Consider the following 25,542-nt stretch of genomic DNA (forward strand, 5'->3'; position numbering starts at 1 on the left):
ATGGCGAAAGTGCTTGCGGACGGGGCAAAGTCAACCTAGGGAAAACTCCGTAATGATGATCGCCCGCCAGTTCAGTGGCCGCACCATTCTCCCGGGGTCTTGCACTCCCCCGTGATACGGTGACAGTGTCCTCTTTCAGCCAGCAGCCCTCGACGACGATCAGGCGCTGCGGCGGGTCTGTCTGCCGGTCAGACGACCTTTTTACCACGCTGAGCGCTCTCGACGCCGATACCCTGGCGAGACCGCCCCACTCTATCGCCCCTCTTTTTAAAGTGCTGTCTATTCCCTGCCCCCTCCCGCTCCGCCGTTACGCCATCGCGGCCTGCGCCCTGCCCGTGCTCCTGCTTGCCGCCTGCAAAGACGAGGACAAAGATGCCCACGGCAAAGGCAAACCGGGCCAGATCAAGCTCAAGGAGCTGGATTCCCCCAAAGACGAGCTCTCCAAAGAAGTGGAAGCCTTTACGGGCAATCACACCCGCATCGTCTGGACCCAAGCTCGTAAAAAGGGAGCTTCCGATACTTTCGCCGTCTCTGAAGACCTCGTTCTGGTGGGCATCGACACTCGCAACGGTCTTGGTATCCGCGAAATCCTGGAGAAGCCGGGGAACTACTCGCGTCCGCTCATCAGCACGGATGGAAAGACGATCCTCTTCACGGACAAGAACACCGTGCGCAAGGGCGGGAAGAAGCACTACAAGCCCTACATCTACAAAACCGACTGGCGGGGCACCAAGCCAGTGAGAGTGCTGGACGGCTATGCCACCCAATGCTGGCGGGACCCCAAGACAGGAGTTGAGTGGGTATACGCCGTGCGGAATCTCCGTGCCACGAAAGGTCTGTCTCTGGAGGCCCAGCGCCTGGTGCGCTTCCAGTTGGAGGATCCCACGAAGGAAGAACTCATCTACGACGACAGCTACATCACGCCGGACAACATCCAGTTCTCCCGTGACGGCACCCGGGCCAGCGCCCTCTTCCCCTGGCCCAATGCCGGCATTCTGGTTCAAGAGAACGGTCAGTGGCAGGCCAAGAAGCTGCTCAATGGCTGCTGGACGGCCTATGCGCCGGATAACAGCGGCCTGAATTGGGTCTTCGACGGCGAGCACAAGAGCGTGACGATGTACGCCGATGACGGTGCCAAGTCGTGGTCCTTGAAATTCAACGACGCTCCCGGCGTGAAGGGGCGTGAAATGTATCACCCCCGCTGGACGAACCACGCCCGCTTCATCACGCTGACCGGGCCCTATTCCAAAGAGAAAAACTCCTCCGGGAACGTCATCAACAAAGGCGGTGGCTCGGCAGAGATCTATCTAGGCAAACTCACCCCAGGCGCTGACAAAGTAGAGTCGTGGCTCCGGGTAACCAAAGACAAACAGGGTGACGCCTACCCGGAAGTGTGGATCGCCGGCGCAGGTGAAGCTGCCCTGGCGGGACACCAGATCCGCAGCGGGGCCCGCTCCGCCGCCACAGCGGGCACCTGGCCTGTGGATCACAGCGGCCTGCTCCTCGTGTGGCGAGACCGCGAAGCGCTCAACACCTTCCGCGACCGCTCGGGCCAGAAGCTGGAAGCCCGGCTCGACAGCCAAGGCGCGGCGCGATTTGGCCGCTGCAATGAGATGCTGCTGGATGGCGGCAGCTTCGTGATGGAGGAGGAATCTGCCGCACCAGCCGTTGCACACTTTCAGGATCATGCCCCGGCCACCTTTGAAGCCATCGTCCTGCCTACCGCTTTCGAGGAATCCGGCAGTGCCAGCAGCGACAAGCCCAACGCCAATCAAAGTGCCCAAGTGCTCCACGCTCCCGGGATGCATCTTCAGCTTCGCGATGGAAAACTCACGGTCTCCAAAGCCGCTGGCCAGTCTTGGAAGTCCTCCCAGCCGCTTCCAGACAGTCCTTTCCATCTGATGGTGACGCGCACGGAGGCTGGCTTTGCCCTCTATGTGAATGGCCAGCCGGCCGAACTCCAACCCTTCCCTGCCGATGAAGTCGCCCCCGTCAGCGATGCCATCATTTTTGGCGGCGGTTGGCAGGGGGGTCTGTTGCAGGTTGCTCTTCATGACCATGCTCTCCTAGCGGACCAAGCCACCGCGCACGCTGCCAGTGCCCAGGCCCGCATCAGCAGCCTCCCCGCCGCACCCCCACGCGTACGAGTGAAAGCCCGTCTGGTGGAAACCTCGGCGATGCCTACTCCGGAAGGGATCGAACCCTACACCGCCGCCCTGGTCGCCTATGTCTATGAGGTGCAAGAGGTCCTGGAAGGCGACTCCCCCACCACGGAGAAACGGCTGCTCGTAAAACACTGGGGCATGCTGGGGCGCGAACCCGTGCAGGGTTTCCCCCGTACCGAAGGGCAGATCTATGAATTGGTGGTGGAGCGACAGTCCGCCCACAGTCACCTGAACGGCGAGCGCGTGATGGATGACACCACCGCATTCGACCTCGAGCCCTGGTTCGACGTGTCCTCACCCCGGGTGACCCCTGCTAAATAGGGGTCCATCAAGCTTTCTGCGCTCGAAAGATGAAGACACGTTCATTTTTCCCGTTATTCCATTCTCTGCTCTTTTGTGTAACCGCTGCATGAAACTCCGCCTCACCTCCTCCACACTTGCCCTTCTCTGCGCTGCCCTCCTCGCCCCCACCGGCACTCAGGCAGAAGACTTCACCACCATTGTGAAAGGGGCACTCGCCGCCTCAGCCCCCACGGATCGCTACGTCTCCGGTAAAGGCGATGGCAACTGGTTCTTCCTGCGCCGCGAGTTGGAGCACCTGCAAAACGGCGACCTGGCATCCGCCAGTTTTCCCCAGATCAATGTGGAAGGTACTGACCCGGTCCCCGTGATCGCGCAGTATGCCAAGGATCTCAAGGCTCTGGGCGTGGAACTCCTGGTGGTGCCGGTCCCCGCCAAGGCGTCAATCTATCCCGAGAAGCTGGACGCCAAGGCTGATGCCGCCACCGTGCCCCCTCTGGCGAACTTCCTCGCCAAATTGAAGGCGGAAGGCGTGGAGTCCCTGGATCTGGAGGCGGAGTTCAAGAAAGTCCGCGCCGCCGATCCCGCCAATCAGCTCTACTGCGCCACGGATTCCCATTGGTCACCTTCCGCCTGCCAACTGGTTGCCAATCTCGTGGCTGCCAAATACAAGGCCCTCCCAGAGGTGGTTGCCGCCAAGACGACGGGTCTCACCACCCTGCCTGCCGAAACCCGTGAGTATCTCGGCGATCTCTTGAAGGACGCTCCAAAAGGCACCGCAGCCAAGGAGAAGCTCCCTCTCGTTCGTGCGGGCCTGGGTGCCGGTGGCAGCGTGACCACCGTGGAAAGCAGCTCCGCGAGCCCGATCGTCGTGCTGGGGGACAGCCACCTGCAAATCTTCCGCAAGGGCGGCGACATGCTGGACACCCAAGGCGGCTTCGTCGATCACCTGCAGGTCGCCCTCGGCACTGCGGTGCAGGAGTTCACCATGCAGGCTGGCGGTGCCGATGGTCCCCGCGTGGAAATTGCCCGCGCCTCCGCCAAGAACCCGGAGTTCTGGTCCAAGAAGAAGGTCGCGATCTGGGTCTTCACCGCCCGCGAGTTCACCCTAGGCAAGTGGCGCGTGCTTCCCGCGCAGGTGAAGAAGAAATAGAGAGGGAAAAGGGGGGAGGGAAGAGGGATAAGTTCTGAGAGCGGTGAGAGTGGCCTATGGGGCTGTCTCACCGCTTTTTTCTTGCCCCCGCGGAGTTACTGGGGAGAGGACAGCGCCGCCAGGACTTCGTTGGTGATGTTCTTCCCGCCGCTGAAGTTGGTGAAGAGGCTGCCGATGGAATAGATGGGCCCCCAGGGGATGCCCCACCAGCCGAAGAGGAACGTGAGCCCGGAGAAAGCGAGGCCTTTGACCACGGCGTTCTCCCCGCCTTTGAGAAAATAGATGTCGCTTGAGCGCTTGAAGGTCATGATGAGCACCGAAAAAGTGTACTCATAAATCACAAATCGGCCCCCACGGTCCAGCTCATGGCTCAATTCCTGGCCGGTCATGGACTCAATCCCAATGATTTTCATGCGGCAAATCTTCTGGTAAAGATCCGTGGAAAACAAGCTGATTTACAGTTACCTGCAAAAACTACGGGAGTGGAATCAAAATCCCGGCTTAGGAATACAATCTGCTTTTGCGGAGAAATTGGACTTGGGTGCAAACTGCGATGCAGGCGGCACTTGCCCCTCTGTCCGCCTTTGCTAAGTTTTTATTCTCTTTAACCTCAGATTGCCATGTCTCTCGACGCGCTCCGCACCTTCAAGACCGGGTCCAATACGGACGGAAAGTTCTACTCGTTGCCTGAACTGGAGAAGCAAGGAGTAGGGCCGGTTTCCAAGTTGCCAGTGAGCATCCGCGTGGTGCTGGAGTCCCTGGTGCGCAATCTGGACGGCAAAAAGGTGACCCTGAAGGACGTGCAGAATCTGGCCAACTGGAATGCCAAGGCCCCTGGTGACTACGAGATTCCCTTCACGGTCGCCCGCATCGTGCTGCAAGACTTCACCGGGGTGCCTCTTCTGGTGGACCTGGCCGCCATGCGCTCTGCCGTGCACGCCATGGGCAAGAACCCGAAGATGATCGAGCCGCTGGTGCCGGTGGATCTGGTGGTGGATCACTCTGTGCAGGTGGACTTTGCTGGCACGCAGGATTCCCTCAATCGCAACCTGGACCTTGAGTTCCATCGCAACCGCGAGCGCTACAAGTTCCTCAAGTGGGGTGAGCAGGCGTTTGACACTTTCAAAGTGGTGCCTCCCGGCATCGGCATCGTGCACCAGGTGAACCTGGAGTACCTCGCCAAGGGCGTGCTGGAAAAAGAGAACGTCTTCTATCCAGACAGCCTCGTGGGCACCGACTCCCACACGACCATGATCAACGGCCTCGGTGTCGTGGGTTGGGGCGTGGGTGGCATTGAAGCTGAGGCCGGTATGCTGGGCCAGCCAGTGACTTTCCTGGTGCCCGAAGTGGTGGGCATGCGCCTGACCGGTGCCCTTCAGCCCGGCGTAACCGCGACTGACCTTGTGCTGCGCGTGACCGAACTGCTCCGCAAAACCAAGGTGGTGGGCAAGTTCGTCGAGTTCTTCGGCCCTGGCGCCCGCGCGCTCAGCGTGCCGGACCGCGCCACCATCGCCAACATGGCCCCGGAATACGGCGCAACCATGGGCTTCTTCGGCATCGACGAGGCGACCATCGCCTACCTCACCGGTACCGGCCGCTCCGCCGAACTGTGCGGCACGGTGGAAAACTACTACAAGGCCCAGGGCCTGTGGGGCATCCAGGAAGGTGACGAGATCGAGTACACCCAGGTGGTGGAACTCGACATGTCCTCCGTGAAGCCCGGCGTGGCGGGTCCCAAGCGCCCGCAGGACCGCATCGACGTGGCAGCCCTCAAGGAGAAGTTTGAGTCCCTCCTCGTCGCCCCCACCCCAGATGGCTTCGGTAAGCCTTCCCTGAACGGCCAGTACGAAGTGACCGTGGACAGCAAGGACGGCGTGAAGGACAGCATCAAGCACGGCTCCGTGCTCATCGCCGCCATCACGAGCTGCACGAACACCAGCAACCCGAGCGTGATGCTGGCCGCCGGCCTCCTGGCCAAGAAGGCCAACGCCAAGGGCCTGACGGTGAAGCCTTCCGTGAAGACCTCCCTCGGACCCGGCTCCCGCGTGGTGACGGACTACCTTGAGAAAACCGGCCTCCAGACGGAGCTCGACCAGCTCGGCTTCCAGACCGTGGGTTACGGCTGTACCACCTGCATCGGCAACTCCGGCCCTCTCGATCCCGGCATTGAGAATGTGGTCCGCAATGAAGACGTGGTGGCCGCCAGCGTGCTCTCCGGCAACCGCAACTTCGAGGCCCGCGTGCACCAGAGCATCAAGGCGAACTTCCTCATGTCTCCCCCGCTCGTGGTGGCCTACGCCATCGCCGGCACGGTGGACGTGGACCTTTCCAAAGAGCCTCTCGGCACCGGCAGCGACGGCCAGCCCGTCCTCCTGGCAGACATCTGGCCCAGCAGTGAGGAAATCGGTGCCGCCATGGCCAGCGCCCTCGCCCCGGAAGTGTTCCAGAAGCTCTACACGGGCTTTGCTGAGCAGAACCCGAAGTGGAACGAAATCCCCTCCAGCGTGGGCCTCGTTTACGACTGGGATCGCGACTCCACGTACATCCAGGAGCCTCCGTTCTTTGACAAGTTCAGCATGGAGCCCAGCGACATCAACGAGATCCACGGCGCCCGTCCGCTCGGCATCTTCAGCGATAGCGTCACGACCGACCACATCTCCCCTGCTGGCAACATCAAGAAGGACAGCCCGGCCGGGAAGTACCTTCTGGAGAACCAAGTCACCCAGGCAGACTTCAACAGCTACGGCTCCCGCCGCGGCAACGACCGCGTCATGACCCGCGGTACCTTCGCCAACGTGCGCATCAAGAACCTCATGGTTCCTGGCACTGAGGGTGGTATCACCAAGTACTTCAGCGGCCCTGGCGTCTCCGCCGAGGCGGCAGAAGTGCTGCCGATCTACGACGCCGCTGAGCAGTACAAGGCCGCAGGCGTGCCGCTCGTCATCCTCGGTGGCGAAGACTACGGCATGGGCTCCAGCCGCGACTGGGCCGCCAAGGGCACGAACCTGCTGGGCGTGAAAGCTGTGATCACGAAGTCCTTCGAGCGTATTCACCGCTCGAACCTCGTGGGCATGGGCGTGCTGCCCTGCAACTTCGTGAACAAGGAAGACTACGACAAGGTGAAGGGTCTGACCGACGCCACCTTCAGCCTCCTGGGCGTGTCCAACGACATCAAACCCATGAGCGAAGCCACCCTGAAAGTCACCCAGGCAGATGGCGTGACCTTCAACGTGCCCGTCATCGTCCGCCTCGATACCCCGGTGGAAATCGACTACTACCGTGCCGGCGGCATCCTGCCTTATGTGCTCGCGCAGATCCTGCGCGCGAACGCGTAAGGGATAGAGGTTCAAGATATTGAAAAAGGCCGCCAGGAGACTGGCGGCCTTTTTTGTGGGAGGGAGTCAGGCGGGCAATCGTCCTGACCGCATTTGTGCCTCTATCATCACGGAAAAACCGATTGGGCTTGCAGGCTTGATTCCCAAGATGCGGCAGCCGCACTCGGTAAGCCCCAAGTCAACGTGGGGCAATGCTCAGAAGGGCCGAAGGTCCGTCGTCATACCAGCCCTGGGCAGCGCCCAGGGTTTACGGGCAAAAAAGATGCTGAGGGCTGAAGGCCCGACGTCATTCAGGGATGTTCGTTGTGGGCAGGCTTGATGAGGTCGGACCTTCAGCCCTGAATTCATTGAGGTATACCAAACCCTGGGCGTTGCCCAGGGCTGGTATAAGTCCGGGCCTTTGGCCCTCAGCTTCTGCTCCGCCACTGCGAGTCAGACCGCTTAGTTCGCGGGACCTGCGCTCCCCTGACCTCAAGTCTTGCGTCTTGTGTCTTAAAGTCTTGTGTCTCCCGCGAAGCGGGAAGGACCTGGGCCGGCCGGTGTAAGCCAGATTCTGTGCCTCCCGCATTGCTGCGGCAGGTGGCGGTCATTTCTCTAAACCAGGGGCTTGCACCCCTGACTCCCCGCTTGCGCGGGGTGCGACTAATACCCGGGGTTATCCCAACTCCTTGCGGAGCCGGTGCGGCCAGGGCGGGCCGTTTCCCCTGTTTTGTCTTGCACCGTGTGGGGTTTGTCCTGCCTCCTTCCTTTCAGTCGGAGCGGTGAGCTCTTACCTCGCCTTTTCACCCTTACCGCGGTTGCCCACGGCGGTATGTTCTCTGTGACACTTTCCGTGACCGGAAGCTTACGCCGCCAGCCCCCGCGTTTTCACACGGCACACTGCCCTGAGGTGTCCGGACTTTCCTCTCCCAATTGCCTTGCGACATCTGGCAGCGACAGCCTCCGACCGACCCAGTTGGGAAGTTAAGGCTGTTTTGAGCGAAGGAAAGGGAATCTTGGTCTTCGTTTACCGGCCCAGTGGGCAGTAGGCAGTGCGTCAGCAGTCAAGGTGTTGGACGTTCAAGCCGAATTTGAGCACCGATTCAGCTTTCGGACTGATCCCACTGCCTACCACTCACCTCTCACCATTTACCGAAATGCCGGTTTCCCGGCTTCCTGAACGTGCTACCCTAGTCACCATGTCCACCCAGACCTATCCCTGGTCGAACAACCGCCGCGCGGCGTTCAAGTTTGAACGCTGGTCGTGGAGCCTGCGGTTGTGGCTGCTGTTTGCCTTTGCGCTGGCGGTCCTTTTCCACTGGTGGTTGTACTACTTCTTCAGCACGGTCGATTTTGGCAAGAGCATGCTTCCGGTCACCCAGACCAAGGCGAAGGCAGATCGCATCGCCATCAACCCGGAGGCGCTCAAGGAGCAGCAGGCCATTCAGCACATCCCCGACCTGATCGCCCCCTCGGACAAAGCGGAGCCGCAGCTCAAGGCGGACCTGCAGGACATCGCGGAGATGATCCCGGAGGACAAGCCGCTGGATCTCACGCCTGACGTGGACAAGGTGACCAACTTCCTGGCTCCGAAGTCCAACCCCAACGCGACCAGTCCCGCTCACGCTCCCTCGATGGCGGCCATCGCCGACATGGCACCCGGACCGGACCTGGCCAGCTCGATGGATGCCATCAAGAGCTCCGCCCTGCGTCAGGCCGTGTCTGACCAGCAACTCGTGCTCCCCGCCAAGCCTCTGGACCGGGAGTTGGAGGGCATCGATGGCAAGCTGCTGGAGCGCATGAACAACCAGAGCAAGGCGGGAGATGGCTCCCCCCGTACCATGCCGGGGTACAGCAACCTGGAGGACCTTCTGGCCAAGGGCGGCGCGGTGAATGCCAGCACAGCCCCCATCATGCTGCCGACCGACCTCCTCTTTGAATACGGGAGCGACCAGCTCGCCGAGAACGCCCGTCTGAGTCTGATGAAGCTGGGCTACCTGATCACTAAGAACCCGAACAGCCGCTTCATCATCGAAGGCCACACGGACACGATCGGCTCCGCGGAGTTTAACCTCGATCTCAGCCAGCGCCGTGCGAATGCCGTGGTGGGCTGGCTCATGCGCTCCCTCAAGCTGAGCAACGACCGCATCGACGCCGTCGGCATGGGCGAATCCCGCCCCCTGTCCCGCGTGAACCCCAATGGCACAAAGGATGAGCAGGCCCTGAACCGCCGCGTCGAGATCAAGGTACGCCCGATCAGCCAGTAGGCAGTCCATCATTTTCCCCCAGGAACAAAGAACCCGGCCTGTACATCCGTTCAGGCGGTGTCATTAACGACCAACACTCAAACGAACCAGGACACACTCACTCGCATTGCATGGGGGACAAGGAAGCGGCGGCACCGCGCAAAAAAGACGGCAGTTCAAGCCTCTTCCGATGGCTGAGCTTCATCCTGCTGACGATCCTCTTTGTGGTCGCTTATGTTAATATGGGAGGGCTGCTCATCTCGCAGACCAACCACACTGCACAGCAGATCCTGGGAGGCGATCAGAAGCACAACATGCGTCTGGCGCTGGAGACGCGGGAGGATCTGAGCCCGGACTTCAACAAGGGCTTCACCAAGGCAATCGCGGATTTCTTCCCACACCGCACCGACGGGGTGGTGAATCCGCTCTGGCCCTGGGTGGCCGCATGGCTGGCCACCCCTGATCACCCCACACCCACGGAGGCAGATGCCGCCACCGTGACGGAGAAGGACGAGGACTACTTCAACCGTGGCCGCTATTTCCACGTGTTCATGACCTGCACCTTTCTGGTCATGCTGGGGCTGTCTGCCTGCCGCATCTTTTCCCTGCCGGCCTCTCTCAACCTCATGCTGCTCGGCGGCTTCGGTGCCTTGCTGCCTCGCTCCGCCTACTTTCAGCCAGAACCGCTGTACTTCGTCTTCTTCTTCCTCACGTGGGTGGCGTGCATTTCCGCGTTGTCTCATAACACCCTGTGGATCTACGGGCTGATCGGCGCACTCTCAGGCATCGCCTACATGGCCAAGGGTTCCATCTCGCCCCTGATCATGGTCTTTATCGGGGTGAGCTCTTTGCGTTGTCTCTGGGAACTCGTGAGCGCCCGCCGACGCGGCTTCGTGCTGGCCAATGGCAATCTGTGGCACTGGCGCAATCACCTGATGGGCCTGCTTATTCTAGGAATGGTTCACCTGCTGACCATCGGACCCCGGCTCACCGATGCGAAGGAGAGGTTCGGCGACGCCTTCCACTCCTACCCTGCCTACTGGATGTGGATGGACAAGTTCAACCCCGATTGCTACGAGTGGATGGGGCAGCACAACACGAAGGAGCGACTCCAGGCCCTGCGTCCCGAGGACAAGCCATCGCTCAAGAAGTACATCGATAAGCACGGCACGGATGTCTTTGTCCAGCGGCTTCAGGATGGCACTTGGAACCGGGTAAGCGAGTTCCTCTGGCCCAAGCAAACCAAGCGCAGCCAGAAGATCGAGAATCAGAAGCCGTGGAAGTCCCTGCTGGAATGGCGCGGAGTGTACCTGATCTGGCTGGGGGTCGTACTGGTGGCGCTGGTGGTCGTGCTATGCAGTGCCGCGCCCAAGGCGGAGCACGCCGGGCACGTGGTCTTCCGCCACGGCACCGTCACCATCGTGCTGTTCGTGCTCGGCTCGGTGGCGATTTACTGCGCGGCCTATGGATTCTACGCGCCGATCGCGCGAGGCAGCGGGGATCGGTTCATGCTTTCCTTGTACCTGCCGCTGGCCTTCTGCCTGATCTGGGGAGCGGAGTCCATTGTGCGCCGTCTGCGCCGTCGTCAGGGGTGTAGCCCATGGATCACCCGCAGCTATCTGGCGGCCCAGTGGCTGCTCTTTGCCGCTATTTCCTGGCGACTGGTTGAGATCTTCCGGTTCCCCTTCTTCGACAACCGCTAAGCCCGCGCTTGCCTGCCTCACCGAAGCCCTCATGGCCAAACCCGCGCCCACGCTCCTGCTCTGTTTCGACTTCGACGGAACCCTCATCAATCATGAGGGGGAGCCGGCTTTTCACCCGGCCATGGGTGACATGCTGCGCCACTTCAAGAGCCAGGGGGCAGCGTGGGTGGTGAACACCGGCCGCAGCCTTAGCCAGACACTGGAGGGCATCGCGCAGCACCATCTCTTCATGCTGCCGGACTACATCATCGCCCAGGAGTGCGAGATCTACCGGCCTGGCTTCTTCAAGCCGTGGAAGGACTTTGGCTCCTGGAACTCCCGCGCCCGCCGTGCCCACGACCACTTTGTGGACAAGCACCGTCTCTTTCTCAATGAGATGCGTGAGCACGTGGAGCAGAACACCCGGGCGGAGTTCCTCATGGGCGATCTGGGCCAGGTGGGCATCGTGGCAGTGGATGAACCTGAGCTGGATGAGATCTGTGAGGTCATCGACGTCCGCACCGCCCTCGATCCGGACATCGGGTACCACCGCAATGGCCGGTACCTGCGCTTCACCCACTCTTCCTACAGCAAAGGGACCGCCCTCCAGGAACTCGCCCGCATGATCGGCGTGCCCCGGGAGCGCATCTTCGCCGCGGGGGACAACCACAATGACCTGCCCATGCTGGATGCGGGCGTGGCCGGGAACATCGCCTGTCCTGTGAACGCTTTGGATCCCGTGAAGGCTCACGTGCAGGCGCACGGTGGCTACCTCGCCACCCGCCCGGCGAGCGAGGGCATGATGGAAGCGCTGGAGCACTTCTTCCTCCGCACCCCTAGGTGACGCTGGAGCAATCTGCTCCGCAAGATGCTCCACTCTGCCCCGTTTGAGCGGGATCAAACCCATGGGCAGCTCCTACCCCAACTCTTCAAGCAACAGCGGCGACTCTGATCGTGCGCCTGTGCAGAAGGAGGCTGAAGTTGAGTCCCGCACGTTTGATCAGAACCTGGCTCTGCATGCGCTCGCCTTGAAGCAGTATGTTCGATCTCTGCTGCCCGGCTACCATGGAGCGGACGATGTGGCGCAAGAGGCCCTGGTCAAGGTCTGGGAAAAGAAGCACGAGTTCACCCCGGGGACCAACTTCAAGGCCTGGATCTTCACCATCGCGCGGTTCTATGTGATGAACCAGCGCCGCAAGCTGGCCCGCTCTCCGGTGATCAATCTGGACGATGAGCTGATGGACCAGATCGACCGCCAGTGGATGGCCGAGGAGATCCGCCAGCCGGAGGAGGAGCTCCAAGCCCTGCGGCAGTGCATGAGCTCGCTGAACGCCGCCGATCAGCAACTTTTGCACGTCCGCTACGCAACCAAGACCTCCCTCGAGACATATGCGCAGAACGAAGGGCTAAGCAGCGGCTCCTTGAAGGCCCGTCTTTTCCGTCTGCGGGAAACGCTCCGGCGCTGCATAGAACTTCGCCTCCAAGCATGATGAACAACACCCCTCCCCAGGACTCGCCCGACATGGATCGGGCGCTGAATCTCCTCATCGAGGGCGAACTCTCTGCCGAGCAGGCTGCGGTCTTACAGGAACGCATGAAGGCTGAGCCAGCGCTGCTGAAGCGCTATCTCGCCCTGGTGAGAATCGATTCGCTGCTGCGTGATCGAGGCTGGAAGGATGCGGCGAATGAGCCCACTGCTTCCATCGTTTCAGTCCCCAGCTCGCGTTGGCGTTCCCCAATCGTCCGACGCACCCTGCTTGCAGCGGCTGCATTGGCAGTGCTGCTGCTCGTGGCAGGCCTGTGGCAGGTCGGTCAAAAGCAGCCTCCTGCAATGGGCGTGGTGCCTTCGGTGAAGTTCTCCCCCACCTCGGTCTTTGAGACGGTTGCCCCTCAGAGCACTGACGATGGGCAATTGCGGTTCGGCGATGCCGTGGCCATGACGGACGGGTCCGTCTCCATTCGTCTGCCCAGCGGGGTCGAGGCGGTCATCAAGAGCCCAGCCCGCTTCTCCATCACCGGACAGAACAGCGTCCAGCTCGACAAGGGCTTTGCGTGGTTCCGGGTGCCACCTCAAGCCAAGGGCTTCAGCGTGGAACTGCCGTGGATGACAGTCGTGGATCTGGGAACGGTCTTCACGACCCAGGTTGAGGACCAGCTCCATGAAGTGCGGGTGGATCAAGGCAGGGTGGAAGCCCGGTTGAAAGGAGCACCGTCCAGTGTGCAATCTCTGACAGCGGGGCAGATGCTGGTGCTGCGTGCTCCGAGTGATCAGCCTCTGGTGCAATCTTCTGCAACGCCATCAACTCCCAACTCGCTCGCAGATGAAGGGCAGGTGGTCTTCAAGGAGATGCTCAAACATGTGCCGGATCAATCGTTCGCTGACCGTCACCCTCTGACCGGCACCTGGGAAGTGCTCCAGGGCGTTCCGATGATCCGGGACGGCAAGTTCAGCGCGGGCTCCAACTTCATTCACCTCATGGGCAGGTTTGCGAAACCGGTGGAGAAGAATGCCCAGGCGGTGGTGATCCTGTCCTTCAAGTCCGTATCCCCCAAGTCGCTCTTCCACTCCAAGGGCTTCGCCGGCGTCAGCCTCTTTGACCGCAATGGTGAGATGTTTTTCCTGGGTGACAAGGGCTCAGACTCCTATTCCTGGGAGCTGCTGACCTTTGGCCAGAAGTTCCGCGGCCCTGAGGAGGTTCGCACCGCCTACAACCTCTCCATCCAGGGGAGCGAGGAAACATTCACCCTGCGCTACCGCCAGCGCACGGGCGAGTTCGACGTCTTCAAAGGCTGGGGCGTGGAAGGCCTGCCCATCCTCAAAGGACGCACCGATGCCAACATGAGGATCGATGGCGTGCGCATCGCCAACGGTGAAGGCGGTGATTTCTCGTTTGAAAACCTGCAGGTGACGGTGGTGAAGGATGTGGGGGCTGAGAAGTAGGAGCGGGCTTCTCCCGGAAACGAGATACTGCAGGAGCGCCGCGCTCATAGGCTCACGACAACACAGCGGAGACTTTATAGCATACAGGAGGCGGGGGTTCCCAGCCCCGCTCAGTCGCGGCATGACTGAGGCGGCAGGCGGTTTGATGAACCAACGGCGAAGTTGAGTCTGTCGCTTCGGTTACCAGCGGGACCGGAGATCCCGCCTCCTTTACCGGCTGGAGGTGTCTGAAGGAATGTAGAAGAGCCATCTCGGCTCTTGGGTGCGCTGGGCGGTTCGAGGAACAAGAACCGGGACGGTTCTTCCACAGTGCTGACGCCGAAAAGTAGTCACAGGTTTCAGGCTGCTCAGTCGCATTTCTCCCGAGCTTTGGCCGCCAATCTCGCATTTCTCCACGCTAACGGCGTGATACAAAATAGCCCAGGGTCAGACCGCGAAGCGGTCGCCACCCTGGGTATCGACAGGAAAGTCTCGGAACTCCAAGGGAGTTCAACAAACTGCCCAAATCACCCGAAGGCCGCTGGACTGCATGTGGTGGACACCTCAGGGATACTGCCACGATTTGTAGAACTCGCTTCGGAGTTCGGGTCAAACCGCCCGTGTACCCAGGGTGGCGGCTCGTGCCTCGCCTGACCCTGGGCTACATTGTTTGACGCCTTTGGCGTCAGGCTGCTGGAATGAGGCGACGACAAGGTGCTTGGTGGTTCGAGGAACAAGAACCGGGACGGTTCTTCTACAGTGCTGGTGCCGAAATTTTCGTCCCGGGCGGCCACTCTCGCTTCCTCACCGCAACTTCCCATGCAGCTCAAACTTCTTCCCAGCGAGCGCCTCCTTGGCGGGCTGACCCCAAACGGGCGTGGGCGTGTAGTTCCAGTCCACAAGCATGCGGGGGCTGGCGCTGGGATGGAAACACCAACCCGTCCAGTTCAGGCGATGCTTCTGGATCAGCCCCAGAATGTCGGGCACCCAGGTCTCTGCATTCTCCTGCATCTCATGCGGCATGAAGTCCATCTTCTTGGCATCGGCACCCACTTCTCCCAACAGGATGGGATACTTCTCGGCGGCATCGAGCAGGTACTTCTGCCAGCCGCGCTTCCATGGGTAGATATGGCAAGCATAGATGATGCCCTGGCCGCCTTCGTCCTTCAGGCCGAATCCATTCATGATGCCATCCAACTGGTAGGCATAGTCCAGACCGCCGACGAGCACCATGTTCTTGGCTCCGGTAGAGCGTACAGTGTCCAGCATGGCCTGCATCCCAGGTGACTGGAAACCGTGTTTGTTGTGCAGCTTCTCCTCGGGAGTGAGGAAAGCATCTTCATCGCCATCCTTGCGCTTCTCTTCCACGAACCCGCCATCGCGCCAGACCTCCCAGGTAACACCGTGGGGCTCGTTCATCAGGTCGAAAATCAAAGCAGGGTGATTCTTGTAGCGCTCGGCCGCATCCTTCCAGAAGTCCAGAAACTCTTTCCGCGGGGCCCGGTAGCGGTGCAGATCCAGCACCACGTACGCGCCACGATTGGAAGCCAGCGTGATGACCTGGTCCACCACCGCGCGATAGGCCTTGCCGCCATCTTCCATGTCCTTGCCAAACCAGTAGTCGTCCTTGATGGGCAGGCGAATCACGTTGCCCTTCCATTCCTCGATCGCCACTACCACGGACTTGAACACCTGTTCTCCACGCAGGCTCCACTCCAGACTGGGCACGTTCAAACCCTGAAGCCAGACTTCCTTGCCCCCGTCCACCGTGACGATGCGGTTGCCCTCAGCCCGGATTGCCGCTGGCCACTTGGCCTGATTGGCTTCCTCAAGCGGCACTCGGGATTTCTCGGCCTGGATCTCACGCTCCTTCTGTTTGGCGAGGAGAACGTTGGCATCCGTGGGCTTGAGCAGGATGTTGTCGAGGTCAAAGCTGCCGCTCTTCACTTCAAACAAAGCGGGCATGACCACAAGAGACACGGCCTCTGCAGGCACCAGGAACTCAGTCCGTTTCTCTACCCAGCCATCCGTGTCTTTTTGTGAATACGGCGGGGCAGGCTTGCTCGGCAGCGTCTTGCCATCCGCGCCTTTGAACTCCAGCATGATGCGAGCATCGAACCAGGGCTTGGGACCCTTCTTCAGCCCGGTGATGCGCTGCTTCCACGTCATCTCCAGAGCAGCAGCCCCTTCCGGCACCGGGCAGTCGCGAAAGAGAAGCACGGTCTTGCCAGGCGTGAGGCTGGTCAGACGGATGAAGCGGTTGCCATCACTCTCATCCTTTTCCCAGGTGATGCCGCCACCCTTGCCCCAGCCTTCGGGTGAGTCCTTCTTCTTGTTTTCGGTTTCAAAGTTGCCGTTGCTCAGCAAGGTACCTTCCTTGGCCAGCAAAGCTGCCGCCTGCTCGCGACGCTTCGCCGCCACCTTGGCATCCATTTCTGCCTTCTTCGCGGCCCGTTCAGCGGCGGCCTTCTTCAGCGCCTCGATCTGCTCCGGGTTCAAGGGAGTAACTCGAATTTCCGCAAAGTCGAGACGACCCGACTCTGTCTGGAAGAGGCTGGGCATCATCTGCAGGGCTGCGACGCCCTCCGGCACCATGTAGTTGCGGGTGATCTCCGTCCACTCCGCCGCCTTCGTAGAGAAGACGATGGGAGACGGCGTGGGTTTCACCTGTTCCCGCGCCTGGTTCAGGAAATGAAACATGGCCCGCGCATCATTCCAGCTCTGCTTGCCCTTCTTGACGTCTGCAGTGCGATACTTGAAGGCCACCTCGATGCCCACCACGCCGGCCGGGATGGGAACCTCCCGATAGGCAGAAAGCATCTTGTTGGACTCCGTGGCGGTGATGCGGAAGAATGGTTTGCCCGCCTCATCCTTCTCCCAGGAAAGGCCCGTGCCCTTGCCCCAGCCGTCCGGCCAGGAGTCGCCATCAGCATCCAGGGTGAAATCACCATTGCTCACGAGATTGGTCTTCGGCGCAGGCTCCTGAGCGGTCGCGCCCATCACCCCCATCCACAGGAATGCGAGCAACGCGGCACACCAGGCGGGCTGCCAGGAAGAACGTGTCGCTCTTGGCCTGCTTCTGCGAAAAGCCGCGGCGAGCAAAGCGACGAAAGCCATCATGGCCCGCGATGGCTCTGGAACAGCAGCGATGGAGATCGTACCCTGCGAGTGAAGCTGGGACGTGTCCCAGGCCAGCCCCATGCCGGCCAGCAGGCCGTCCACACTGGAACTGAAAGCGAAGCTTCCTGAAGTCGCCGAGACCTGGGACCAGTCGATCAGCTTCCAGGTATCCCCCACGGCCCAGGCGGTCATGGTGTCGGCCGCGTCCACATGCAGCGTCGCACCGGAAGCGATGTCCACCAGGCCCTGGCCGGTGCCGAAGAGCAGCAGGTCGGCATCCACACCGGTGATGTTATTTCCCAATCCATCACCACTTCCACCAAAGAGGTCAAACTCCAGCCGGGAAGTGGAGCTGAAGGTGATGGTGTCTCCGCGCAGCTCAAAGTCCGCTGCCGCAGGTGTGGTCAGAGTGGAGTCCCCCACATCCAGCAGACCATGGAAGGTCAGGCTCTTGCCTGCAGCGGCCACCACGCGGCCCGTGCCGCCCAAGGTGGCACCCGCATTCACGGTGAGGCTGCCCAGCCCGGTGCCGGAACCCGTGGCGTTGTTCACCAACAGGCGACCTTGGATCACCGTGGTGGCCCCCGTGTAGGTACTGTCTCCTTTCAGCGCGAGGGTGCCGGCACCCGTCTTGTTCAAACCACCGACGGCCGTGGCATCTGTCAGGGAGGTCTCCACCGTGAGGTCTGCGGCCGCCGCGCCATCACCGATGTTGAAGGTGCGGGTGCCGTCGAGGCGCACCACCCCCTGATTGGCATCCGCAGCATTCGAGGTGGCGATCTTCACCGTCTCCTGGTTGCCGGCATTGCCGTTGAACGTGACGTCCCCGCCCAGCGTCAACTGGGCCCCTTTGTTGGTGGCATTGCTGTTCACGATGATGGCGGTGTAGGCACCAGAAGCTACGTTGTTGATGACCAGTTCCTTCAGGGAGGTGAGCGCGTTGAAGACGGTGGTGCTGGAGGACTCCTTGGCGCGCAGCACCCCGCCGGAGAGCGTGGTGGTGCCCAGCACGGTGATGTCTCCGCCCGCATTCATGCCCAGTTCACTGTCGGTGAGGGTGGCATTGCCGTTGATGTTCAGGGTGGCATTGCTGCCGTGGTTGCCGAAGGAGCCGCCGTTCATGGTGAAGTTGTTGATCGTTTCGGTGTGGTTGTTGTTGCCGCTGCTTGAAGTGCTGTCCATCCAGAAAGTGCCTCCGTTGATCGTGACGCTGGCGGTGTCCGCGATGGCATTGCTGTTCTTGAGCAGGGTGCCCCCGTTCATCACTAAATCGGTGGTCAGGCCGAGGTTGGCCACGGATTTGTTGAGACGGAGGATGCCGCTGTTCAAAGTGGTGACACCTGTGTAGGTGTTGGCCTCCGCGCCTCCCAGGATGATCTGCCCGGTGCCGCCAAAAGTCACGCCCTTGCCGCCATCGTTGGTGATGACGCTGTTGATCTGGAGGGGGGCGTTCGTGTTGCCCTGATTGACCCCGTTGGTGAAGGCGAGGATCACGCCTTCCTGGCCGTTGAGGTCCAGCGTGGCCACACTGAGAAGCATGACATCCGTCGCCACGGCGGTGGTGACCGCCTGGTTGGCGAAGATCATGCCGCTGTGAATCCGGAGCGTCGCCCCGGCCCCGGAGATGGTGACGCCCGTGTTGGTTCCTGAACCCGTGAGGTTGAACGACAGCGAATTGACTGAGGTGACTCCCGCCCCCAAAGCGATGTCCTGCGAGGCACTGCCAGATGTACGGGTGTACAGCACGTTATCCTGCTGGGTCTGACCGCTGACAATGGCAGTCGTGTATTCCGTGCTCGTGTTCAGCAACCGGACGCCCCGGTCATTGTCATAGGTGACCAGTCCCGTCCCTGAGCCTCCCGAGGTAGCAGCTCCATACACGCCCTTCAAAATGCCGACGGTGGACGTCCCGGCCGCGCCACTGCCGGCGAGAGTAGGCGCACCATCAAGCATCAAGTTCGAGGAGTCTGCCACGAGATCTGCCGCCGCGTTCACGCCCAGATTTTGCCCCCGGACCAGCAGGGTGCTGCCCGCCTCGCGCACCAGACTGCCGGCGCTGAGGCGCGTGTTCTTGGCCGAATTCGGGCTGAGGGTGACGACGGCATAACCTTCCTCCGCCGTGAGGGCAAAGGTGATCGTGTCGTTGGAGTTCACTCCGCTGTTGCCAGTGACCGTGAGGAGGGTGCCATCGCCGCGTCCTGATCCGTTCAGAGTCACGCTCCTGGCCCTCGTGATGCCGGTGTTCCCGCTGGTGCCGCTGTTGAAGCGCAAGGTGGTCTGACTGCCTCCGTTGGTCTTCGCCAGAAAGTCGGAACTGGCGGAACTCCCGGTGGCACCGTTCAGGGAGAAGGTGCCGGAAAGGATCGTGGTGGAGCCAGTGTAGGTGTTGGCCCCGGAGAAGTTCAGCGTACCGCCACTGGCTATGATGCCGCCGTTGGAGATCGCATTCACAAACCCAAGCGTGCGGCTGCTTCCGACAGTGAAATTTCGGACCACGCCGCCGAGATCGATATTAAGAGCCTCATTAGTACCGGTGGATCCAAAGAGGATGGTCGCACTGGTGCCCGCCGTGTGCACGATGTCGCCACCGAGCGTGAGGGTGCGATTCGCCCCCGTGCCCCGCAGGGTGATGCCTGAGTTGCCGGTGTAGCCGAAGGACAACCCGTACCCCAGTGGCAGATCAGAGTTCACCGTGATGGTCTGACCGCCTGCCAAGGCGAGTGAACTGTGCCAGACACCATTGATGCTGTTCCCGACCCAGTTGCTCGTGTCGGAGTACGAGTACGTGCCGCCTGCAGTCGGGCTCCAGCCCGTCGTGGCCTGACCGTGAGCCGCCATGGCCCATACTGACACCACCAGTGTCAGCGGAATCCCCAGGGCACGGATCATCGTCCGGCGGCACATAGCATTGGTCTTGCTGTTCATGGATGTCTTGAGGAGGTGCGAATGAAGGAGCGTTTGCATCCACCCATGGGGATCAGGCAGAGACGGTTTGAAATTACCTGCCGGCAGGCGAACTGACTACCTAGCCAATCGGCTAAACCTTGATGCCGGGTTCATGGACGGAACACACGGGCACGCCCGGTCACAGGATCCACCTGCACGGTGCCAAAGTTGTAAGGGAGCCCGGTTTCAGGATTTAACGGATCACTCTGCGAGAAGAAAGTCATGAACCAGTTGCCCTCCGGTGGATCGATGGGGCCGAGCTGGGTGCCACCATTGGGACGAAACACAAAGCCCAGGCCGTCCACCTCGATGGCGTGTCCTGGCAGGGTCTCCTTGGTAAGGAAGAGTCCTGACCGGTTGGGATTCCCGTAGTCGAACAAGGTGGAGCTCTCCGCATCTGCAGCGATGATGATGGACTCCGGCAGATACCTCACGTCCCCCTGCGGACGCCCCTGCCCGGCGACACCCGGCTCCATGATGAAAGTGCGGAAAGCCCGGAACTGGAGGTCCTGCGTGGACACATCCGCGGCGATCTTGTAGAAGCGCACCTCCACCTCGCAGTTGCGCGTCATGGCGAGCTGCCGGGCGGCGCTCAGCTCATCCATGATCATGGTGGTCGCACGGTTCAGGCTGGATGCCCGCAGCACGGACATCCCCAGCGGTGCGGCCACAGCCAGGAGGAGGGCCACAATGACGCAGACAAAGAGCAGCTCCACCAGAGTGAAGGCGGAGCGCACGCGGCGTGATGCAAACGGCAGAGGAACCTGGTTCATGGGGCAAATCGGGTGACGCTGCGAACACGAAACTTGTAGGGCCCGACCATGCCTTCAGGATCCAGCTCATCCGTGGAAGTCTTGCCATCAGCCTTCACCAGGGAGTCGGCATTGGGCTCCAGGTAACGCTCAACAATAAAGGCACCCCGGAACTCACTGGTCACGAGATCCCGACCGTCTACAAACTCGCCGGCTGTGGTTCCCCGCAACGTCTTCAGTGCCTGCGCCTTCACATGCACGGTAAAGACGTTCGACTTGGTAGTGAGCCGTGGGTAGATGTGCCCATACGGCTGCTCGCGCACATTGTCCCCGGTGAGCTGGTAGTCCTTCCACCAAGTTGCCATGTCCGCGTACTTCACACTGGCGGCGGGCTGGGCCGGGTTCACACTCTTGCCCGGGACCAGATAGATGTCGCAGATCTCAGAGGCGGACCGGAAGATGTCGCCAACCGCGAAGCGCCTCTCAAATCCCGCCAGGGTGCCCTCCCTTTCATCGAGGTTCAGGGCATAACGATAATCCGGCGTGGGTGCGGCGGCGGTGTTGTATTTGTATTTACCAGCATCGCCTGCGGGAATGGCCATGATCTGGGTGGACTTCAGCACTGCCCGCACCGCCGTGGCGCGGGTGAGGTAGGCAAAAGGCACCATCTGGTAGTTCATGTTCACCTTGCCCGCAGTGGAGAAGGGATCGCTGATGGCGTAAGGCTCCACAATCGGCATGGTGAAGAGGTCCAGGAAGGCGTGATCCGGCGGGGACTCATACGGAGGACCGGGAGGCGGCCCGGTCACACCAGGTTGTTTCCCAAATCCAGGATGACTGTCACCCCCCAGTGGATTGCGACAGAAGAGCAGGGTCTGCCAGGGTTTGACATCGGTGGGACGCGCCGGATCAATGCCACTGGGCAGGGAGCCAAAGGCCACGGCGGACGAGATCTGCCGGTTGGGCGAGAAAGAGGCACCGCTCTCCACCACGCCCGCCCCGTTCACATAGCCACCTTTGGCATAGTAGAGCCCGGAGGAGGACTGGGATTTGTTGGCGCTCGCCTGATCAGCAATGTTGATGTAGGGCCCGTCTGCCGTGCCGCCGATGCCCGTGTCCCAATCGCCCAGGGTCACGCCATCAGCCATGTAAGCACCATTGAGTCCACGGGGGGCCACCGGCGCGGTGCTGTTGCGCTTGTTGTCTCCTCGGTTGGGATCCAGATAGGGAGCATTGGGGAGCAGTTTGCCACGCAGGTCCCCTGCGCCACCGCTGCCAGTGTAGAAGCCGTTCTGATTGCTCGTATCGCCCGGGCCCGTCTGGGCGTCGATGCGCAGGCTGTGCACGAGATTCGTCTCGGCCGTGGCTCCGGGAGCATCATACGGTTTGCCCCCCAGGGCGGTATCACGCTCGCCGTGGCCTTCGAAGTACTCCACCGGCACCTCTCTCAGGGAGGCATAGACACGCAGATCCCCTTTTGCCGGACCACCATAACGGGCCTCCACACTGCGCACGGTGTCGGTGGAGGTCACCAGAGGGAGTGGATTGTGCTTGCCGTCCTCCAGGATCCCGAACCTGCCGTTTTTAACAGCGGGGTTCGCATAGCGCGCGATGCGGTTGTCAAAGTTGGCGTAGGCGGCCGTGCTCATCGTCGGACGCGGGAGGCCCGTCACCGCCGGGAACTTCAGCTTGAGCGTCTGCACTGGGACATTGGGCGAGGAGGCTGCGGCGATCTCGATGGTGATGGTGCCGCCGTTGAAGTCGAACTTGGTGGCGTTCACCTTGAAGTCCGCGGAGCAGAAGGTATAGTTTGTTTCCTCATCCCCCTGACCCAGGACCTTCGCATTGGTGAAGACACCGGAAGGGCTGTAGTACTGGGTGGCTTGCTCCAGCCCGGTCAGCGCCGTGGCGTTGGACTGGCCATCGAGGCCGGTGACCAGGTTCCCCGCCAGACTGGGGAAGCCCATCGGAGTGGTGCCTGCGGTGAATGCGTCCATCCCCTTCACCGAGTAGCGCACATGAGAGGACCACACGGGTGGCCCGGGAGCGGGATTGAAGGGTTCAAGGATCAACACCGCCCGCATCTGGGTGGGATCCGTCTCACTGGAGGCATAGAAGATCAGGGCGGCCTCCGTGACGGTGGGAAACCTGCCAAACCCCCGGGTTCCGTTGGGCAGGACCAGCGGCACGATCTGCGACTGTGCCGGAATAAGGCGGTTGGGATTGAATGGTGCGTAGTAGTAGGCCGGATTGCCCGCGGTGCTGAAGGTGTTCACATGGCTGCGGACGAAGTCGAACATCTCGGTCAGGATCTGGTCCCGGGTGGTGGGATACTTGCCCTGCAGACTGCCGCCGAGCCCTGGGATGGACTGGTTGGTCATTGCCTGCAGGTAGGCGTAGAGCTCCTGGTTCCTCGGCACCTCGTCCCAGTCCATGATGGGGCTCTGGCTGCTGGCCTGGGCCAGTTGGGCGGAGCTGGTAAAGGTGCTGTGGCGCTGGAAGTAGTAAGGCTTGGGACTGGCACTCTTGTTGCCCAAGGTGGAACAGAAGGCGATGAGCTTGTCCTGAGCATTCCGGTTTGCCGCCTCATGCGGCTTGTTCACGTCCGTCGTGTTGGCCTGCAATGGCCAGAGGGTGATGCGGGGTTTGTTGAAGAGATTCACCTCCGGGGCCCGACTGGTGGTGGTGAGGAGGAAGCGGGTGCGCTCGATGTCCTGCTCGGCAAACGGGGTGAAGGCCCCGCGCGCGTTTTCCTGCCGGGGCACTCCCACCGTGCTAAACATCAACTCATCCACCGAGGCATAGAGGCGGTCGGCATCTGTCACCAGAGGCAGGGTGCCGCCAGCCACCGACGCCGTGCCGCTGCGGCTGCCGCCATTCACCACGCGTGGGATGTAGCTGTAGATCCGTGCATTGTAGGTCTCCAGCGACTCCTCAGTGAGCGGCGGGAACACCGTGCTCAGACAGGTCATGGCGGGATGCCCGGGATAGCGCTGAAACTCATTCTGCGCCGGCATGCGCAGCGCCAACTGCCGCTCATAGCCATCGGAGGTGCCAGTACCACCTGTCACCGATGCCGTCCAGGGACGGTCCCAGAAAGTGCCCTCGGAGGCGGTGTTGAGGTTGATCTTGCAGCTCTCATCGTCCGTCCAGAAGGCGATGCGGCCTACGATGTGATTCTTCGTCCCATCCGGCAATGGATCTCCGGCACCAGCCACTTTGCGTGACGTGGGATCCATCACTGCCATGCGACCGTCCTTCAGCACATAGAGCCAGCGCACCGGCATGGGCAGGGGGTTGGCCTGCGAAGTGCTGGTGGCCACGATGGCAGCTCCGGACGGGATCGTGGAGTCGAGGTAACAACCTTCCACTGGTGCCACGGTGCCCACGAGGGCCTCCGCCGCCCCGTGATCGCGTGCGACCGCCCCAGGGTGAATGACGGGGTAGTGGGCCACGGCCGTACTCCCCCGCCCCACCCACACCGGAGCATTCAAATCAGTGTAGAGAGGAGTGTTGGTGGAGGCGGCCCAGTCGGCGGGGACCTCATCGGCCAGCTTGGTAACAGGATCAAAGGCTCCCTCCACCCGCATCTGGGGAGAGGAATAGAGCTTGTAGGCAGCGCTGGCATTGCCCGTGGTGTTAAACGTGCGGATCATGCCCGGCTGGGAGGCCCAGGCCAGGGAGGGCGCACTGGTGGCATCTTGAATCTGGGTCACCACCATGCTCGCCGCGGAGTCCGCAAGCATGCGGGCATCAGACGAATATTCCTGGCTCTTGGCAGCTTGATACTCCGTGGAGACACTGGCGAGGAAGGTGACCACCAGAATGGTCAGCAGGGCAATGAGAGGCAGCACCACCACCAGGGCCAGACCACGCCGCGAGTATCGTCGACGAATGGAAGATCTTGAGTTCATGTCAGTTCGCACTCCACTTGGCCTCGCGCATCATGATCTCCGTGGAGAAGATCCGGTAGGTGAGGCGGGTGGTGTTTTTGGTGAGGTTGCCGGGCTCGGCATTGCAGATGTTTTCGACCGCGCGCAGGTCGGCCTCCAGAGCAGCGGCGTTGCGGAACAACCCGGCACCGGAGAAGTCGAGCACCGCAGGAGGTGTCATGCCGTCGCCCTGAAGCCGGGTGGCGGAGGCTTCATCCAGCACCACCATGACCACACGCATCAAGGGCGGCAGTTGATGGTGGCGGGAGGCATTCACCGACTGGGGAGGCTGCCCCGGAGCAGGTGCGGGCGGATGGGTGGTAAAGGTGTCGCCGGGAAACGGAGGATCCGCTCCCGCCCAAGCCACATCGTCGACGGCACTGCGGGGCACTCGTGAATTGTAGTTGTACTGCGGGGCCAACGAAACCCCGTCTCCCTTGCCCGTGGGAGAATCCTCGCGCGGAGACAGCTTGGGCAGCAGCACGAGGGCAATCACATTCTCTGCCAGCACCCGGCCGGTGGCCTCCGCATGGTTCACGAACCAGTCCTGCGGCTTGCCCGCACCGGATTGATAGACACCCAGTCGCTCCGTGCGCTGGGTCATCTCCATCAACCGGTAGCGATAGCGCGGCTGGTAGCCGGCCGCCTCCCGCACTGGCTCCGGCACCGTTGCCTCATCGCTGCCGAACTTTAGGAAATAACCGCAGGCGTTGAGCGAGGCGCGCAGGGATTCATGGGCAGCTGAATGCCCGAGAGGAGCCTGGAAGAAGACCGCCTGCGTCTGGGTGGGCACCGCCTGCGGGCTGGCGGCCAGCAGGGTGCGCGCCTGACCGGAGATGAAGTGTAGGTCTGAAAGGCGGTCATACACCTGGGGCACAAACGCCGCCCGCTCCGCCGTCGTCAGCACGGTGCGCGGACGGTTGGTGCTGTCGTAGTAGTCGTAGTATGTGTTCAGCGTGGCCTGGCTAAGAGTACGCGTCATGGACTCGAACGCCCCCCGAGCTTCCTGAAA

Annotated in this window: 13 protein-coding genes and 1 other RNA gene; 8 read left to right on the forward strand and 6 right to left on the reverse strand. The window is 61.5% G+C overall.

Features of this window, described 5'->3' with window-relative positions; genetic code table 11:
* The first annotated feature begins 119 nt into the window (after positions 1 to 119).
* Together BV106_RS02105 and BV106_RS02110 are read left to right on the forward strand one after the other, a co-directional pair.
* A complete protein-coding gene (locus BV106_RS02105) occupies positions 120 to 2,486 on the forward strand; it encodes a hypothetical protein (RefSeq protein WP_265595240.1) in 2,367 nt (788 codons plus the stop codon).
* An 88-nt stretch (positions 2,487 to 2,574) separates the two neighbouring features.
* Entirely contained in the window at positions 2,575 to 3,618 is a 1,044-nt protein-coding gene (locus BV106_RS02110; RefSeq protein ID WP_038159761.1) for a hypothetical protein, read from the forward strand.
* Positions 3,619 to 3,713: 95 nt separating this feature from the next.
* On the opposite strand, the gene BV106_RS02115 is transcribed toward BV106_RS02110, so the two are convergent.
* Positions 3,714 to 4,031, reverse strand: a complete 318-nt coding sequence (locus tag BV106_RS02115; RefSeq protein ID WP_038159803.1) for a hypothetical protein — start codon at positions 4,029 to 4,031, stop codon at positions 3,714 to 3,716.
* Between the two features lie 207 nt (positions 4,032 to 4,238).
* Between BV106_RS02115 and acnA the strand changes: the two genes are divergently transcribed.
* Entirely contained in the window at positions 4,239 to 6,953 is a 2,715-nt protein-coding gene (acnA, locus tag BV106_RS02120; protein WP_038159764.1) for an aconitate hydratase AcnA, read from the forward strand.
* A gap of 524 nt (positions 6,954 to 7,477) precedes the next feature.
* On the opposite strand, the gene rnpB is transcribed toward acnA, so the two are convergent.
* Positions 7,478 to 7,907, reverse strand: an RNA gene (gene rnpB, locus BV106_RS34930) — RNase P RNA component class A.
* 224 nt (positions 7,908 to 8,131) lie between these two features.
* Between rnpB and BV106_RS34920 the strand changes: the two genes are divergently transcribed.
* The 5 genes from BV106_RS34920 (at position 8,132) to BV106_RS02145 (ending at position 13,801) form a co-directional block, all read left to right on the forward strand.
* Positions 8,132 to 9,199, forward strand: a complete 1,068-nt coding sequence (locus tag BV106_RS34920) for an OmpA family protein (RefSeq protein ID WP_051944783.1) — start codon at positions 8,132 to 8,134, stop codon at positions 9,197 to 9,199.
* A 110-nt stretch (positions 9,200 to 9,309) separates the two neighbouring features.
* Entirely contained in the window at positions 9,310 to 10,881 is a 1,572-nt protein-coding gene (locus tag BV106_RS02130; RefSeq protein ID WP_038159767.1) for a hypothetical protein, read from the forward strand.
* Positions 10,882 to 10,912: 31 nt separating this feature from the next.
* Entirely contained in the window at positions 10,913 to 11,704 is a 792-nt protein-coding gene (locus BV106_RS02135; RefSeq protein WP_038159769.1) for an HAD family hydrolase, read from the forward strand.
* Between the two features lie 61 nt (positions 11,705 to 11,765).
* Positions 11,766 to 12,350 carry a sigma-70 family RNA polymerase sigma factor gene (locus BV106_RS02140; RefSeq protein ID WP_051944786.1) on the forward strand — a complete coding sequence of 195 codons (585 nt, stop codon included), beginning with the start codon at positions 11,766 to 11,768 and terminating at the stop codon, positions 12,348 to 12,350.
* Positions 12,347 to 13,801, forward strand: a complete 1,455-nt coding sequence (locus BV106_RS02145; RefSeq protein WP_038159772.1) for a FecR domain-containing protein — start codon at positions 12,347 to 12,349, stop codon at positions 13,799 to 13,801. The genes BV106_RS02140 and BV106_RS02145 overlap by 4 nt, the downstream gene beginning before the upstream one ends.
* Before the next feature lie 783 nt (positions 13,802 to 14,584).
* On the opposite strand, the gene BV106_RS36985 is transcribed toward BV106_RS02145, so the two are convergent.
* From BV106_RS36985 to BV106_RS02165, 4 genes are all read right to left on the reverse strand, one after another.
* Complete coding sequence (locus tag BV106_RS36985; RefSeq protein ID WP_265595241.1) at positions 14,585 to 19,825, reverse strand: cellulase family glycosylhydrolase; 5,241 nt, start codon at positions 19,823 to 19,825, stop codon at positions 14,585 to 14,587.
* A gap of 131 nt (positions 19,826 to 19,956) precedes the next feature.
* Entirely contained in the window at positions 19,957 to 20,619 is a 663-nt protein-coding gene (vccD, locus tag BV106_RS02155) for a Verru_Chthon cassette protein D (protein WP_038159776.1), read from the reverse strand.
* Entirely contained in the window at positions 20,616 to 24,512 is a 3,897-nt protein-coding gene (gene vccA, locus BV106_RS02160) for a Verru_Chthon cassette protein A (RefSeq protein WP_265595242.1), read from the reverse strand. Before vccA ends, vccD begins: the two co-directional genes overlap by 4 nt.
* A gap of 1 nt (position 24,513) precedes the next feature.
* A partial coding sequence (locus BV106_RS02165; protein ID WP_038159818.1) for a hypothetical protein occupies positions 24,514 to 25,542 on the reverse strand: 1,029 nt, incomplete at its 5' end.

Origin of the sequence: Verrucomicrobium sp. BvORR106, from assembly GCF_000739655.1 — a bacterium.
Taxonomy (GTDB): domain Bacteria; phylum Verrucomicrobiota; class Verrucomicrobiia; order Verrucomicrobiales; family Verrucomicrobiaceae; genus Verrucomicrobium.

Excerpts from the sequence above, each read along its gene's own strand:
- BV106_RS02110 (WP_038159761.1), top strand. The coding sequence starts at position 2,575 with ATGAAACTCCGCCTCACCTCCTCCACACTTGCCCTTCTCTGCGCTGCC.
- BV106_RS02115 (WP_038159803.1), bottom strand. The coding sequence starts at position 4,031 with ATGAAAATCATTGGGATTGAGTCCATGACCGGCCAGGAATTGAGCCAT.
- acnA (WP_038159764.1), top strand. The coding sequence starts at position 4,239 with ATGTCTCTCGACGCGCTCCGCACCTTCAAGACCGGGTCCAATACGGAC.
- BV106_RS34920 (WP_051944783.1), top strand. The coding sequence starts at position 8,132 with ATGTCCACCCAGACCTATCCCTGGTCGAACAACCGCCGCGCGGCGTTC.
- BV106_RS02130 (WP_038159767.1), top strand. The coding sequence starts at position 9,310 with ATGGGGGACAAGGAAGCGGCGGCACCGCGCAAAAAAGACGGCAGTTCA.
- BV106_RS02135 (WP_038159769.1), top strand. The coding sequence starts at position 10,913 with ATGGCCAAACCCGCGCCCACGCTCCTGCTCTGTTTCGACTTCGACGGA.
- BV106_RS02140 (WP_051944786.1), top strand. The coding sequence starts at position 11,766 with ATGGGCAGCTCCTACCCCAACTCTTCAAGCAACAGCGGCGACTCTGAT.
- BV106_RS02145 (WP_038159772.1), top strand. The coding sequence starts at position 12,347 with ATGATGAACAACACCCCTCCCCAGGACTCGCCCGACATGGATCGGGCG.
- BV106_RS36985 (WP_265595241.1), bottom strand. The coding sequence starts at position 19,825 with ATGAACAGCAAGACCAATGCTATGTGCCGCCGGACGATGATCCGTGCC.
- vccD (WP_038159776.1), bottom strand. The coding sequence starts at position 20,619 with ATGAACCAGGTTCCTCTGCCGTTTGCATCACGCCGCGTGCGCTCCGCC.
- vccA (WP_265595242.1), bottom strand. The coding sequence starts at position 24,512 with ATGAACTCAAGATCTTCCATTCGTCGACGATACTCGCGGCGTGGTCTG.